The sequence below is a fragment of the Klebsiella sp. Ech2A genome (genome assembly GCF_030078455.1).
Lineage (GTDB): Bacteria > Pseudomonadota > Gammaproteobacteria > Enterobacterales > Enterobacteriaceae > Klebsiella > Klebsiella terrigena.
In genome coordinates this window covers 1-14,467 of record NZ_JAQGFU010000028.1, presented here as the reverse complement: position 1 = coordinate 14,467, position 14,467 = coordinate 1, and the positions used below count along the sequence as shown (strand labels likewise).

The 14,467-nt window shown below is 55.5% G+C and carries 16 protein-coding genes; 11 read left to right on the top strand and 5 right to left on the bottom strand.

Going from position 1 to position 14,467, the window contains the following annotated elements; translation table 11 throughout:
- Positions 1-225: 225 nt before the first annotated feature.
- Entirely contained in the window at positions 226-1,290 is a 1,065-nt protein-coding gene (locus PFH44_RS08470) for a porin (RefSeq protein WP_283824799.1), read from the bottom strand.
- A gap of 570 nt (positions 1,291-1,860) precedes the next feature.
- Here PFH44_RS08470 and drpB point away from each other — a divergent pair.
- Genes drpB through PFH44_RS08450 form a run of 4 tightly spaced genes read left to right on the top strand, consistent with a single transcriptional unit; the run spans position 1,861 to position 4,812 of the window.
- Positions 1,861-2,142, top strand: coding sequence for a cell division protein DrpB (drpB, locus tag PFH44_RS08465; RefSeq protein WP_045859314.1), 282 nt, complete (start codon positions 1,861-1,863; stop codon positions 2,140-2,142).
- Positions 2,143-2,184: 42 nt separating this feature from the next.
- On the top strand, positions 2,185-2,880 hold the full coding sequence (locus PFH44_RS08460; RefSeq protein ID WP_283824798.1) for a phosphohydrolase: 696 nt from the start codon (positions 2,185-2,187) through the stop codon (positions 2,878-2,880).
- Positions 2,881-2,936: 56 nt separating this feature from the next.
- A complete protein-coding gene (locus PFH44_RS08455; RefSeq protein WP_283824797.1) occupies positions 2,937-4,367 on the top strand; it encodes a DNA cytosine methyltransferase in 1,431 nt (476 codons plus the stop codon).
- Positions 4,348-4,812, top strand: a complete 465-nt coding sequence (locus PFH44_RS08450) for a very short patch repair endonuclease (protein ID WP_283824812.1) — start codon at positions 4,348-4,350, stop codon at positions 4,810-4,812. Before PFH44_RS08455 ends, PFH44_RS08450 begins: the two co-directional genes overlap by 20 nt.
- Position 4,813: 1 nt before the next feature.
- On the opposite strand, the gene yedA is transcribed toward PFH44_RS08450, so the two are convergent.
- On the bottom strand, positions 4,814-5,725 hold the full coding sequence (gene yedA / locus PFH44_RS08445; protein WP_283824796.1) for a drug/metabolite exporter YedA: 912 nt from the start codon (positions 5,723-5,725) through the stop codon (positions 4,814-4,816).
- Positions 5,726-5,909: 184 nt separating this feature from the next.
- On the opposite strand from yedA, the gene PFH44_RS08440 reads away from it, so the two are divergent.
- The 3 genes from PFH44_RS08440 to dgcQ all read left to right on the top strand — a co-directional run bounded on the left by PFH44_RS08440 (position 5,910) and on the right by dgcQ (position 8,850).
- Positions 5,910-6,821, top strand: coding sequence for a DUF808 domain-containing protein (locus PFH44_RS08440; protein ID WP_283824795.1), 912 nt, complete (start codon positions 5,910-5,912; stop codon positions 6,819-6,821).
- Positions 6,822-6,895: 74 nt separating this feature from the next.
- Positions 6,896-7,066, top strand: coding sequence for a YodC family protein (locus tag PFH44_RS08435; RefSeq protein WP_128877800.1), 171 nt, complete (start codon positions 6,896-6,898; stop codon positions 7,064-7,066).
- A 116-nt stretch (positions 7,067-7,182) separates the two neighbouring features.
- Positions 7,183-8,850, top strand: coding sequence for a cellulose biosynthesis regulator diguanylate cyclase DgcQ (gene dgcQ, locus PFH44_RS08430; RefSeq protein WP_283824794.1), 1,668 nt, complete (start codon positions 7,183-7,185; stop codon positions 8,848-8,850).
- A gap of 325 nt (positions 8,851-9,175) precedes the next feature.
- Here dgcQ and yodD read toward each other — a convergent pair whose 3' ends face one another.
- Complete coding sequence (gene yodD / locus PFH44_RS08425; RefSeq protein ID WP_045859646.1) at positions 9,176-9,400, bottom strand: YodD family peroxide/acid resistance protein; 225 nt, start codon at positions 9,398-9,400, stop codon at positions 9,176-9,178.
- A gap of 133 nt (positions 9,401-9,533) precedes the next feature.
- Here yodD and dsrB point away from each other — a divergent pair, with 133 nt between their 5' ends.
- Positions 9,534-9,722, top strand: coding sequence for a protein DsrB (gene dsrB, locus PFH44_RS08420; protein ID WP_045859301.1), 189 nt, complete (start codon positions 9,534-9,536; stop codon positions 9,720-9,722).
- 42 nt (positions 9,723-9,764) lie between these two features.
- On the opposite strand, the gene rcsA is transcribed toward dsrB, so the two are convergent.
- A complete protein-coding gene (gene rcsA / locus PFH44_RS08415; RefSeq protein WP_045859298.1) occupies positions 9,765-10,388 on the bottom strand; it encodes a transcriptional regulator RcsA in 624 nt (207 codons plus the stop codon).
- Between the two features lie 468 nt (positions 10,389-10,856).
- Between rcsA and yedD the strand changes: the two genes are divergently transcribed.
- Positions 10,857-11,276 (top strand): lipoprotein YedD, encoded by a 420-nt coding sequence (yedD, locus tag PFH44_RS08410; RefSeq protein WP_166646150.1) that lies wholly within the window; start codon positions 10,857-10,859, stop codon positions 11,274-11,276.
- Positions 11,277-11,323: 47 nt separating this feature from the next.
- Here yedD and amyA read toward each other — a convergent pair whose 3' ends face one another.
- Positions 11,324-12,811, bottom strand: a complete 1,488-nt coding sequence (amyA, locus tag PFH44_RS08405) for an alpha-amylase (protein ID WP_045859294.1) — start codon at positions 12,809-12,811, stop codon at positions 11,324-11,326.
- A gap of 200 nt (positions 12,812-13,011) precedes the next feature.
- Between amyA and tcyJ the strand changes: the two genes are divergently transcribed.
- Together tcyJ and PFH44_RS08395 are read left to right on the top strand one after the other, a co-directional pair.
- Positions 13,012-13,812, top strand: a complete 801-nt coding sequence (tcyJ, locus tag PFH44_RS08400; RefSeq protein WP_041146277.1) for a cystine ABC transporter substrate-binding protein — start codon at positions 13,012-13,014, stop codon at positions 13,810-13,812.
- A gap of 162 nt (positions 13,813-13,974) precedes the next feature.
- The coding region (locus tag PFH44_RS08395; protein ID WP_283824793.1) for a pyridoxal-phosphate dependent enzyme at positions 13,975-14,467 on the top strand (493 nt) is incomplete at its 3' end.

The window sequence follows — 14,467 nt, the reverse complement described above, 5'->3', positions numbered from 1 at the left end:
GCTTCTCAGGTCCTCATAAGCTATCACTTAGCGATTGTTCAAGGTAGCAGTTTGCCAGTATCTCCTTCATTTTGTGAACTAAGTCGTATGGCGCCCTCGAGGGCGCGACTGATTTAAAAATGTGCCACGACCGGCGATTACGCATTAGGTCATCTCTGAATTTACTCTCGGGCGGCTGCTCACAAAAAAGCCCGCGCGAGGCGGGCTTAGGTAGGTGAAATCGCATCAGAACTGATAGGTGATGCCGAGTGCGAACTGATCGTCAGTCGCCGCGCCGGTGACAGCGCGATCCTTCTCATCGAGAAGGTTGAACTTATAGGCGGTGTAGACGTTGAAGTTTTTGTTGAAGTAGTACCAGGTACCCAGCTCAAGGTAGTTCATGATCTCTGCGTTGCCACGCCCGTCGTGACCGAGATTCTGACCTTTCGCGTAGACGTAGCCGAGGGAAGGGCGCAGGCCGAAGCCGAGCTGGTACTGAATGACGGCTTCAACGTTCAGCGTTTTATTGGCGATGAGGCCATTTTCCATTGGCAGCATGTTGCGCGATTCGGCATACATGACGGCGGTATAGAGGCTATTGGCATCATATTTAGCCGCGATGCTCCAGACTTCCGCGGTTTCGCCTTTGCCGTCGGCTGTCTGTTCGTCAGTACGGTCGGAATTACCGTAGGCCGCGGCAAAGCCAAATCCGTCGAGGCTGTAGTCAACGGACGCGCTGTAGCCGTCGCCGTTCGCTTTCAGACGATCGCGGTTGGTATTTTTACCCTGGTACTGGAGAGCAAAGTTCAGCCCATCGGCCTGGCCGAAAAAGTCAGTATTACGGTAGGTGGCAACGCCGTTGGTGCGGCCGGTCATAAAGTTATCGGTATGCACCAGACCGTCGCCGCCCCACTCGACCAGCATATCCGTGTAGCCTGCGGCGTCGTATACCGCCCCGTAGTTGCGGCCATAATCAAATGAGCCGTAGCTGCCATATTTTAGGCCGGCAAATGCCAGACGGGTCGCGCTGCCCTGGTCGCCCTCTGGTTTGTTGGCTTTCATATTGTACTCAAACCGACCGTAGCCGGTAAGATCGCTATTAATCTGCGTTTCACCCTTAACGCCGAACCGCGCGTAGGAGGTATCTTCAGAGTTGCGATTGCCTTCGTCGGTATCGGTCATAATATGCTCGCCGACCATTTTGCCGTAGAAATCCACTTTATTACCGTTCTTATTATAGATTTCCGCTGCGCCTGCGGCCCCAGAAATTAATAAGGATGGCAGCAGAATTGCCAGTGCTTTTCTTTTCATTATATATTCCCTTTTATTTATAATTAATGTGAATGCCAAACGATCTTGCTGAATGCAAAATAAATACTATCTGTGAAGGTTCATTTTTATTTAAATTTAAAATGTAAGTAAATTATATCTAATATTACAAAATGTTTCTTATTGGTTCATTATATTAATATTTTATCGATTTGCGATGAGCTATGTTTCTGGTTTATTGACTTTCATAACAATGAGTTATTTTATTTTTTGGCTGATTCAGGCTCGTTATGAAATTGACAGGATTTATGTTTTGGTTTTACTGATATGTTCGGAAGATAAATATCATTCCTGTCCGCGGCGTAATTTTGCAAGGAGATAGTCAGTAGCGAAGAAATATTAAGCCGGCTGCTGATGGGAATATCAGGCCAGGCGCGAACGATCGTATCATTACCGACAACTGGCGAGAGGCGATGCGGGCGGCTTCGGTTGCTTCCTGAACCCATCCCGGACGTTACGGATGCCTGACGGCAAACTTCGCTGTATAATGTGACGAAAATCACATTTTTGTTTCAGGTGACGTTTCGTTACTGAAGAAAGGAGGGCAGTTAAATGGAAGAGAAAGCGAAGCGAAGCCCCGGCGGGAAGCTGGCGCTATGGGTTTTTTACGCCTTCTGCGGCTATTTCCTGTGGGCGATGGTGCGCTACTGGTGGGTCGTCGGGCATATTCAAAGCGTCCCCGGAGCGGGCATCGACGGGGATCTGGGTTCAACTGCGGGCAAATGGCTGGGCGCGCTGCTGGGGTTTCTGGTCCTCGGCGTCGTCGGGTTAGTTCTTGGGGCAATCGCCTGGTATACGCGGCCTGATGCCCGTCGCTATGAACATCAGGACTAAAGTTGCTATGCTCGCAGCCTACCTTCTCTCAAAGGAAAGCGCATGGAACTGGTTGACTGGCAGCAACGATTTGAAACCTGGATGACAGGGCATCATCCGCAGGGCGACTCCGCTCACGACATTTCGCATTTTCGTCGCGTGTGGGGCACCGCCCAGCGGCTGGCCGCCAATCGGCAGGGTGACCGCCTGGTGATCCTCACTGCCTGTTACTTTCATGACATTGTCAGCCTGCCCAAAAACCATCCCGAGCGCAGCCGCTCATCGGTGATGGCGGCGCAAAAGACGCGGAGTATTCTGCAGTCGTCTTTTGCCGATTTTCCCGTCGACCGCTATCCCGCCGTACTTCACGCCATCGAGGCGCATAGCTTTAGCGCCGCTATTCCTCCGCTCAGCGAAGAGGCGAAGATCGTCCAGGATGCCGACCGGCTCGAGTCCCTGGGAGCGATTGGCCTGGCGCGCGTTTTCGCCGTCTCCGGGGCGCTGAATAATATCCTGTTTGATGCTGACGATCCTTTTGCCGAGAGGCGCGAGCTGGATGACCGCACCTATGCGCTGGATCATTTCCAGTGCAAGCTGCTGAGCCTGCCTAAAACGATGCAAACTGCTGAAGGGAGAGCGATGGCGGAACACAACGCCCGCTTCCTGGTGCAGTTCATGGCGAAGCTCAGCTCGGAGCTGCAGGGTGACCCAACCGCGCTGGATGAGGCGGTTTTGCGCCGCTTTGACCCACTGGCTTAAAACTGCCTGCGCTATTTGTGGTAATCTCTGCGAAAATTGTCCAGCTGGTTGAGGTTATGCCGCAAAATTTATCTAAGGAAAATCCCCCGTCTCTGCCGGTAACGCAGGCCGGGGAAGACGCGCAGGCGTTATTGCGCCAGCTGATGGCAATATACGATGTGAAAACGCTGGTGGCGCAGCTGGTTGCCGTCGGGGAACAGCACTGGAGCCCGGCGATACTCAAGCGCGTCGCCACGGTGTCCCGGGCGGCTAGCCGTTTAGGCCAGCGGGAGCGCGCGCATCTGGCATCGCTGCTGCCGCGGCCGCCGGCACACCATCCGAATTATGCTTTCCGCTTTGTCGATCTGTTCGCCGGTATCGGTGGCATCCGCAACGGTTTTGAAGCCATCAACGGGCAGTGCGTTTTCACCAGCGAATGGAATAAGCACGCGGTGCGCACCTACAAAGCGAACTGGTATTGCGACCCCGAGCAGCATCGCTTCAATGCCGATATCCGTGATATCACTCTTAGCCATCGTCTTGATATCAGCGATGAGGACGCCACGCGGCACATTCGCGACACTATTCCTCAGCATGATGTGCTGCTGGCCGGCTTTCCCTGCCAGCCTTTTTCCCTCGCCGGGGTATCGAAGAAGAATGCCCTCGGACGCGCCCACGGCTTTGCCTGCGAGACGCAGGGCACGCTGTTTTTCGACGTCGTCAGGATTATATCCGCCAGGCGGCCGGCAATCTTCGTGCTGGAGAACGTCAAAAACCTGAAAAGCCACGACAAGGGGCGAACGTTCAGCATCATTATGCAAACCCTCGACGAACTTGGCTATGAGGTCTCTGATGCCGGGCATTGCGGGGCGGACGATCCCAAGGTTATCGATGGCCGCAACTTCCTGCCGCAGCACCGCGAACGCATCGTACTGGTTGGCTTTCGTCGCGACCTGCAGCTGCACGACGGGTTTACCCTGCGCGATATCTCCGCGCTTTACCCGGCCCAGCGCCCGACGTTTGGCGATCTGCTCGAGCCGACGGTGGATGCCAAATTTATTCTTACCCCGGTGCTGTGGAAGTACCTTTATCGCTACGCGCGTAAGCACCAGGCGTTGGGCAACGGTTTCGGCTACGGGCTGGTCGACCCGCGCAACCCGCATAGCGTGGCGCGCACGCTGTCGGCTCGCTACTATAAGGATGGCGCCGAAATCCTGATCGACCGCGGCTGGGATCGCCCGCTGGGCGAGAAGGACTTTGACGACCCGCAAAACCAGCAGCGTCGCCCGCGCCGGCTCACGCCCCGCGAATGCGCGCGCCTGATGGGCTTTGAGTCCCCGCAGGGATACCGCTTCCGCATTCCCGTCTCCGATACTCAGGCGTACCGCCAGTTCGGTAACTCGGTGGTGGTGCCGGTGTTTGCCGCCGTCGCCAGGCTGCTGCAGCCGCGAATTGCGCAGGCGGTGGCCCGCCGCGATCCCGAGGATGATGATGGACGTTCACGATAAGGCCACCCGCAGTAAAAATATGCGCGCCATCGGCACATTCGATACGGCGATAGAGAAACGACTGGCCGGACTGCTCGCGCAGGCCGGTTTTTCTTTTACCGCTCAGGAGGCCACGCTGCCGGGGCGCCCGGATTTTGTGGTGAACGATTACCGCTGCGCTATCTTTACTCACGGCTGCTTCTGGCATCATCATGACTGCTACCTGTTCAAGGTGCCGGCAACCCGCACGGCGTTCTGGCTGAATAAAATCGACGGCAACGTGGCGCGAGACCGCCGGGACGAGGCGCTGCTGCTTGAGCGAGGATGGCGGGTGCTGATCGTCTGGGAGTGCGCGCTGCGCGGGAAGAAAAAACTTAGCGATGAAGCGCTGAGCGAACGCCTGGAGGAGTGGATCTGCGGCGGCGGCCGCCGCGCGCAGATTGATACTCAGGGAATCGGGCTGTAGCCTACTTTTCAACCTTACAGGGCGTGGCTTCGCTGCGGGCGGGGAACAGGTACTTGCCGAGCGTCACCAGCACCACCGCAAAAATAATAATGCCGAGCGCCGTCCACTCGGTCAGCGACAGGCTCTCCCCGGCGAACCCGGTGCCTAATAACACCGCGACTACCGGGTTAACGTAGGCATAGCTGGTGGCTACGGCGGGAGTGACGTTACGGATCAGGTACATATAAGCATTAATCGCAATCAGCGAGCCGAAGATGGCCAGGTAGGCGACGGCAATAATTCCCGACCATGAGGGCATCTGCGTCAGCCTTTCGCCGGTCAGAGTAGAGGCGACCATCAGCACAATTCCCGCCGCGAGCATCTCAATCGCGCCGGCCATCATGCCGGTGGGCAGCTCAATTCTCGAGCCATAGACTGAGCCAAACGCCCAGCTCATGGAGCCGATCAGGATCAGCAGCGCGCCCCAGGGATTGCCGCTTAAATTGCCGCCGCTGTTGAGCAGAATAATACCCGCCAGGCCGATGGCGATGCCCAGCCACTCGATTTTACGCGTGGCGATGCCGAAGAAGCGGCTAAAGCACAGGGTAAATAGCGGGACGGTGGCGACCATTACCGCCGCAATCCCGGAAGGCACGTGCTGATGCTCGGCCAGGGTGACAAAGCCGTTGCCAACGGCAAGCAGCAGGATACCGATCAGCGCCGCGTTGAGCAGCGGTCTGCGCGCCGGGAGCCTGTGGCCGGTAGCCAGCAGATAGACGATGAGCAGCCCTCCGGCAGAAAGAAAGCGAATACCGGCCATCATCAGCGGGGGCCAGCTGGCAACACCAATGGCGATAGCAAAGTAGGTGGATCCCCAGATGATATATAGCGCAAACAGCGCCCCGATAAGCGGTAATAACTGGCGGGTAGACATACGTCCTCACGACGGTACAAAAATAGGAAGGGGGCATATAGTAAACGTGAAAACTACCTCGCTGGCGAGCGCTTTAATTACCCGGTGATTGTTAATTTTTTGTTGACTATTTGCTTTGCTGGGCGAGACGCGGATTTTGCCCCATACTCTATGTTTAATAACCATAAAATGAAGGAATGGTATTTTGGCGGGAAGTAGTCTTTTAACCTTGTTGGACGATATTGCCACCCTGCTCGACGATATCTCGGTGATGGGTAAGCTGGCGGCGAAGAAGACGGCGGGCGTGCTCGGGGACGATCTTTCCCTCAATGCCCAGCAGGTCTCCGGCGTGCGGGCGAACCGCGAGCTGCCGGTGGTGTGGGGAGTGGCGAAGGGGTCGCTGGTCAATAAGGTGATCCTGGTTCCGCTGGCGCTTTTAATTAGCGCATTTATTCCGTGGGCGATTACGCCGCTGCTGATGCTTGGCGGGGCCTTCCTCTGTTTTGAAGGCGTCGAGAAGGTGCTGCATAGCGTGCAGGCGCGCAAGCACAAAGAGGACCCGCAGGCCCGGCAACAGCGTCTGGAAGCGCTGGCCGAACGCGATCCGCTGGCGTTTGAACGCGATAAGGTGAAAGGCGCCATTCGCACGGACTTTATTCTCTCCGCCGAAATTGTCGCTATCACCCTCGGTATCGTGGCGGATGCGCCGCTGCTAAACCAGATAATGATCCTTTCCGGGATTGCCCTGCTGGTGACCGTTGGCGTCTACGGCCTGGTCGGTATTATCGTGAAGCTGGACGATATGGGCTACTGGCTGGTGGAGAAAGAGAGCGTGCTGGCCCGCGGGGTCGGCAAAGGTCTGCTGGCGGTGGCGCCTCGGCTGATGAAAGTGCTGTCGGTTGTCGGGACCCTGGCGATGTTCCTGGTCGGCGGCGGCATCGTGGTCCACGGCATTACTCCGCTGCACCACGCGGTGGAAAATCTGGCCAGCGGCATGTCCGGGTTCACCGCTTCGCTGCTGCCGACGGGCGTAAACCTGGTGCTGGGCTTCATCATTGGCGCCGTGGTGGTGGCGGGCGTGAAGGCCATTTCCGCGCTTCGTCGCGCGGTAAAGTAATCCGCCGGCGGTTATGCAAAATGTCTCAGCTTCGTCTAAGGTGAAACAGTTTCTCCCGGATTACGGAGCGAAAAATGGTATGGTTCATCAGCGATGAAGTCAGGCAGAAAAGCGGCGGGCCGCGCATGGTTGTGACCGGTTTTGCCAATGGCATGGTTGAATGCCGCTGGTATGACGGCTATGCCGTTAAGCGCGAGGCGTTCCGTGAAGATGAGTTAGTTCGTGGGGGAGGGGGCGCGGAATAGCTCCCCCGATCCCAATAACGCCCGGCCTGTACCGGGCGTTTTGTCATTGTATGGCCCGGCTTTCCGACAGAGAGCGTGGACGGCGTTTGTTTCTATGATGGTACTGCGAGAGCACAATGAATAAGCCGCTGTGGGGGAGAAAACTTCGCCGCCTTTCGAGCCCGGGACACGTGGTAAATTTTTGTTTTGTTGTGGTGCTATTTTTTTCTACGCTACTGATATGGCGAGAAATAATGGTGCTGGAGGAGGCCTATGTCGATAACCAGCACAACAATCTCGAAAACGTCGTCCATGAAATGGACGGCCTGCTGCAGTTTAACACCGACCGGATGATCTTTTTCCGCAACGGGATGCAGTCGGCGCTGGAAACGCCGTTAGATTTTACGATCCTGCGTAACGCTGAACAGGAGTACATGAGCAGGCGCCATGAAGCGATCTGGTCGGTAGAGTTACACAATCGGCGTACGCTGCCGGTCTACGGCGTATCCGATGCTTTCGTCGATAAAGCTCCAATCCTGTCCCGCGACAATGCCCTTTCCGGCAACGAGCTGATGGCTACGCTTGAGCTGGGCTATCTGCTGCGCCTGACCAACAATAGCCGTGGCTTCACCGAGCGCATGCTCTACGTATCACGCAGCGGCTTTTTTGTTAGCACCGAAGCGCTAAAAAATACCGCTCAGGCGCTGGCGATTTATAGCGCTGCCACCCGCTCTCCGTGGTTTACCCGTCAGGACCAGCGGACGAATCCCGGACGCGGCGTACTCTGGCAAACCTTTCCCGAGGAGGGATCGCTGAGCGATGCCCAGGTGGTGACCGCCTCCATACCGCTGGACTTCCGCCACTACTGGCACGGCGTGCTGGCGATGGACTTCTCGGTTCGTGAAATAAAGGCCTTTCTGGTGAACGCGGCGAAGGGCGGGCAGGACGGCGAATATCAGCTGTACGACAACCGGTTGAACCTGATTACCTCTTCCGCACCGGGCAATGTGCTCCCTCTGCTCTCGCCCCGCGAGCAGGAGACGCTGAGCTACGCCTTCTCGCACGACAACAAGGGCGGCATTCGTCTGCTAACCCGCTATATCAGCTGGGAAAAGCTGAATAATTTTGATGGCGTCCTGCTGCGTATCCACACCCTGCAGGAAGGGGTCCGCGGTGAGTTTGGATCGATTACCATCGCGCTGATGCTGATGTGGCTGCTGTTTACCTCGATGCTGATTATCTCCTGGCTGGTTATTCTGCGCATGGTGCGCAATATGAGCGAGCTGCAAACGTCGCTGGAGTGGCGGGCGTGGCACGACGCATTAACGCGGCTGTTAAACCGCGGTGGGCTGTTTGAAAGAGCCATTGCCGCTGCCGGAGAGTGCGAGCGCGGGAAGCGTCCGTTCGCCGTGATCCAGCTCGATCTGGATTATTTCAAGCGGGTGAACGACCTCCATGGTCATCAGTCAGGCGATCGGGTGCTGTCGCTGGCTGCCAGCACGATAGCCAGCAACATCCGCGATGGCGATCTCGCCGGGCGCGTGGGCGGGGAGGAGTTTTGCGTGGTCATGCCGGATACCACCCTGCAGGAGGCGACGGCGATAGCGGAGCGTATCCGCGTTCGCATTAACAGCCGCGAAATACTGCTCTGCAACAATACGAGCCTGCGCATCAGCGCCTCGCTGGGCGTCAGCAGCAGCGAGGATTGCGCGGAGGTTAACTTTGAAAACCTGCAGTCGATAGCCGATCGCCGGCTCTATCTTGCGAAACAGAATGGCCGCAACCGGGTCTGTTCTGTGGGATAAGCGCCCGGAGCGGGGCGTCTTCATCCGTTCACCGCGGCGCGGTAAAGTGCTGATATGAGATTTATCTTAAAAGGGGGAGGGTGCGAAAGGCGATTTATGGCGCAGCGGCGTCAACGAAGCCTTCTGCCACCTGGGTTATCCCGGGGCCCGGCGTTATTGACCATGTGTCTCAATTATTTCCTTCATCAATAGCTCTTGTCATGCAAAATAATTGAGGATAATGTTTTCCACGCATCGGATCTCCCGGTGTAACGAATTTTCAAGTGCTTCTTGCATTAGCAAGTTTCATCCCGACTCCTGCGAGTCGGGATTTTTTTGCCTGCGCCTAGCGGTTGACTTCGGTGACGCTAAAGTCGTGGATATCGAGCTCAAAGGCTTCCGCTAGCTCACGCCAGGTATGGTAATCGCGACCATCAATGCTCACGTGATGAGGATCGTCGCGGGTGCGCTGCACTTCGCTTTCGCTAATTTCATTAATTGCCGCCAGCAGGGCGTCAACATTGACGCTACCCCCGCCGCTACCCAAACTGCTCTCTTTGGCGGATTTCATCATCGCTACCTCGCTTGGCTCCAACAGTGCCTCTTCAAGTATAGACCGTCTATAAAAACAGCGCTCATCGGGCGGGACGCTGCGCATCCGCCGGTTTTGTTCTACACTGGCTCAAAAATAGAGGAGACGAGTTATGCAGGTGAACGATCGTGTCACGGTGAAGACCGACGGTGGCCCACGTCGATCGGGGGTAGTACTGGCAATAGAGTCGTTTAGCGAAGGAACAATGTATCTGGTTTCGCTGGAAGACTACCCGCTGGGGATCTGGTTTTTCAACGAGAAAGGGCATCCGGACGGCGTTTTTGTTGAGAAGATTGACTAGGCTGTCGGCAATCAAAACTGGCGGTAACTGCCGCCAGTTCTTTCATCGCATGTTAACGTAAATCCCTGAGGTAATGTTTTCCGTCAGACGGACAATATGGTAAATCACCTGTTTATTGTGAGTCTGGATTTTCTTTTTAATATTGCCTTTGTGCGACGATACGGTCTTAGCCTTGATGTTCATCTGCGTCGATATTTGCGATGTCCCGTGCCCGGCCATCCACATTTGCAGCATATTTGATTCGGCCCGGCTTAATGACAGCGTGGGAATATTGATGCGTCCGGCGCCGAAGCTATCGTATTTCAGATGATTACCCAGAATCTCATCAAGGTCTTTTGGCGTAAGCGACTTCGAGCTAATAAGTAAATTTTTGCGCACCAGCAGATAGTGGTCAAAATGAACGTTAGCCAGCGCCATAAAGATGATAAATAGCGTACCGGGATAGTCCATAATGATTTGTCGGATAAGCTGATTACTTTCTTCGCGATGAATAAAGCAGTCTTCGTTGAGAAACACCACCGCCGGGCGGGACGATTCGCAGCTCTCTTTCAGGCTTGCCGCCGTTTGCACTTCGCTGATGTCACGCTTTCTTATTCCTCTGCTTGTCAGATACCCGGTCAATCCCAGTCGGGTATAGCTGCACAAATCCATGATAATCGTTGACATGACCCATCCTCAATCAACACGTAACGATAATTCATCCTTCGCCGGTGAGCGCGATGAAGTCCATTTAAGTGGGTAATAAAACAAGGTACAGTGTGGAAACCATTAAGTAACCTGAACTATTCCGTAATATTGCCCATAATTTGCCAGGAATACTCCCAAAGTAAAGGCGTGCATCATGTTACGTCGGGGAATTAAAAGCAAAAACTTCCAGTTACAGATATGGTTGCCGGCCGGGAGTTATTCTCTTTTCGGATTATCCTTATGCTGGCTGGATAAATTCTCACCTCACCAATATGGCCGTTTCATCAAAAACATTAATTAATAGCCGAATAAACCGAACGCCATTTAGCGCTACCGGCGATCGGCCTGGATTGACGGCCGCTGGGCGCCGCTTTTCGCCCGCTGCAAGAGAGGTGGCAGGCTTAACGCTTTAATGCCACAATACTTTTTTATCGGTGTGTGGGATGAATGATGAAAAAGATAGTAATTGCTGGCGCGCTGTTGACTCTCGCCGGATGCGTGCAGGTAGATAATTACAACGAGGTTGTCAAAGCGCCAGCGCCCGCCGGGTTAGAGGGATACTGGCAATCAAAAGGTCCGCAGAGCGAAATGATGAGCCCGGATGCGATTGCCAGCCTGATTGTGACCAAAAATGGCGATACGCTTGATTGTCGTCAGTGGCAGCGGGTTATCGCCACGCAGGGTAAATTAATGCAGCGTGACGATCGGGTTTACAACGTGACCTCTGGTCTGGATATCTATCCTGTCGAACGCACCGGCAATACCCTGGAGTATGACCGCATGACCCTGACCCGCGTCGATCGCCTCACGCCTGAGTGCGAGCAGGCGTGGAATAAAGCCGCCGCCGCGACGAAAAGCGCGCATTAAGGCACCGGCGGGCTGGCAGCGCGCCCAGCCCGCGATACTCACCTGATTTATAACGTCTCTTCGATAACCCACACGCTGACGCTGCCGCCGCGGCAGGTAAACGTCGCGCAGCCTTCGTCGTCGGTTTCCACCTGCTCCTCCCGGTTGCCGAGAAAATCTTTCCAGCGCTTATTGCCGTAATTGGCGCCAAGGGTCAGCGATTTCTCACCGTCATCACCGTTCGACAACACCACCACGCATCCCGGATCGTCATCGGTGCCGCTGCGGCTGAAGGCGATACAGTTCGGATGATCGAACCACAGCGTCTGCACGCCGTGGGCAAAGCGCTGGCGGGCATCAATCAGCTCGTGCAGCTGTTCGATAACCGGCATCTCGATAGCGTAAGTCTGGCCATCTCCGCCGGTATCTTCATAGCTGGCGCCGAAGAGATCGGCATAAAAGACCGACGGCACGCCGTTCTCGCGCAGCAGAATCAGCGCATAGGCCAGCGGCTTAAACCACGGCTCAACCGGCGCCTCCAGCGCCTGCAGCGGCTGCGTATCGTGGTTGGTCACCAGGGTGACGGCGTGGAACGGATCGGCTTCAACCAGCGTACCGCTAAAGATCTGGCTCATATCGTAATCGCGGCCCTGGCGCGAGGCCTCGTGAAACTTCATCTGCAGAGGAGCGTCGAACAGCAGCGTATTGCCATCAACCATCGCGATATACTGCTGCAGCTTTTCAACCTCGTGCGACCAGTATTCCGCGACGATAAACAGCGGCTTTGTCGCCACTTCCTGGACGTGATCGATCCACTCCTTATAGAACCAGGCCGGAATATGCTTCACCGCGTCGAGGCGAAAACCGTCGCAGCCGGTCTGCTCCATCGCCCAGCGCGCCCAGTACTTGAGCTCTTCGGTAACCGCATGATTGCGGAAATCGATATTCTCGCCCATCAGGTAGTCGAAGTTGCCCATCTCATCATCGACCTGATCGTTCCAGCCTTCGCCGGTATAGTCGTTAACGATTTTAAACACGCCGTCTTCGTCCGGGTTCTCAATATGATCGATGCCGCTAAAGCATTTATAATCCCAGACGAACTGCGAATATTTACCGGCGCGGGCGGGGAAGTCGTAGCGGGTCCAGGCCTCGCACTCCACGATCTCTTCGGCAATTTGCGTACGATCCTGCTCGTCCACGCGCTGAACGCGGATGCTCTCTTTTTTATCGGCCCCCATCTTGTGGTTGACCACCACGTCGAGCAGGACGGCGATGTCGTGCTGTCGCAGCGCGGCGATGGCCGCCAGCAGCTGCGCCTTGTCGCCGTATTTGGTGGCGATGGAGCCCTTTTGGTCGAATTCGCCAAGGTCAAAAAGATCGTAGCTGTCGTAGCCGACGGAGTAGCCGCCGGAAGCGCCTTTATAGGCGGGAGGGAGCCAAATCATATTGATGCCGATTTCGTTCAGGTTAGGTGCCAGCGCCTCAACTTCACGCCATAACTCGCCACCGGTGGGGTAATACCAATGAAAGCACTGCAATAACGTGGGGTTTTTCATCTTCCGTGCTCCAGACGTCATCAAGCTGACTCTTGCAGTATGAGAGATCTCCAGCAAATACGATCAATTTTACGCGCGTTTTTTACTATGCCATAAACGGCATCGTATATAATAAATTGGAATAAGATGTAGCGGATAGATGTTGGTCCATCCGCATAAACGCCTTACACTACAAAAAAATATCACTCTGTGGGGTCTCTATGAAATTAGCACTTCTGGGCCGTCAGGCGCTGATGGGCGCAATGGCTGTGGTTTTGATGACTGGCGTTAGCGTAAAAACGTTTGCAGCAGAAAACCTGTTTAACCAAATTAAAGAGCGCGGCACGCTGCGCGTGGGTCTGGAAGGCACCTATCCTCCGTTCAGCTATCAGGGTGATGACGGTAAGCTGGCCGGGTTTGAGGTCGATTTTGCCAACGAGCTGGCGAAGCATCTGGGCGTGAAGGCCGATCTGAAACCGACCAAATGGGACGGAATGCTGGCCTCGCTGGACTCTAAACGCATCGACGTGGTGATTAACCAGGTCACCATTTCCGATCAGCGTAAGAAAAAATATGATTTCTCCACGCCGTACACCGTCTCTGGCGTGCAGGCGCTGGTGAAAAAGGGCAATGAAGGCGTTATCAAAACGGCGGCCGATCTGAAAGGTAAAAAAGTCGGCGTGGGTCTGGGCACCAACTACGAAGAGTGGCTGCGTCAGAACGTGCAGGGCGTGGATATCCGCACCTATGATGACGACCCGACTAAATATCAGGATCTGCGCGTAGGCCGCATCGACGCCATTCTGGTCGATCGTCTGGCGGCGCTGGATCTGGTGAAGAAAACCGGCAACACCCTGGCCGTCACCGGCGAAGCGTTCTCGCGTCAGGAGTCCGGCGTGGCGCTGCGTAAAGGTAACGAAGACCTGCTGAAAGCGGTGGATGGTGCGATTGCCGACATGCAAAAAGACGGCAGCCTGAAGGCGCTGTCGGAAAAATGGTTTGGCGCTGACGTGACGAAATAACGGCCGGCGGTGAAAAAAGGCGCTCATGGAGGCGCCTTTTTTTATTTCGTCGGCAACTACGTGCATAATAAAAACAAAGGGCCTGTTTCGTCAGGCTATTTTATGGGCCAGTTTGCCTGGAATAATAACGCCTGAGGGATTGGCTCTCAGTCAGGAGATATCATGTCACTGCAAAATTTAACGCGTTTCCCGCGCCTGGAGCTGATTGGCGCTCCGACGCCGCTGGAATACCTGCCGCGCCTGTCGGATCATCTCGGTCGCGAAATTTTTATCAAACGCGACGACGTGACCCCGCTTGCTATGGGCGGCAATAAGCTGCGCAAGCTGGAGTTCCTGGCGGCCGATGCGCTGCGGGAAGGCGCCGATACGCTGATCACCGCCGGCGCGATTCAATCTAACCACGTTCGTCAAACCGCGGCGGTGGCGGCTAAGCTTGGCCTGCACTGCGTGGCACTGCTGGAAAACCCGATTGGCACCCGTGCGGAAAACTACCTGACTAACGGCAACCGCCTGCTGCTGGATCTGTTCAATACCCAGGTCGAGATGTGCGATGCGCTGACCGATCCCAACGCGCAGCTGGAAGAGCTGGCGACGCGTATCGAGGCTCAGGGCTATCGGCCGTACGTGATCCCGGTCGGCGGCTCCAATGCGCTGG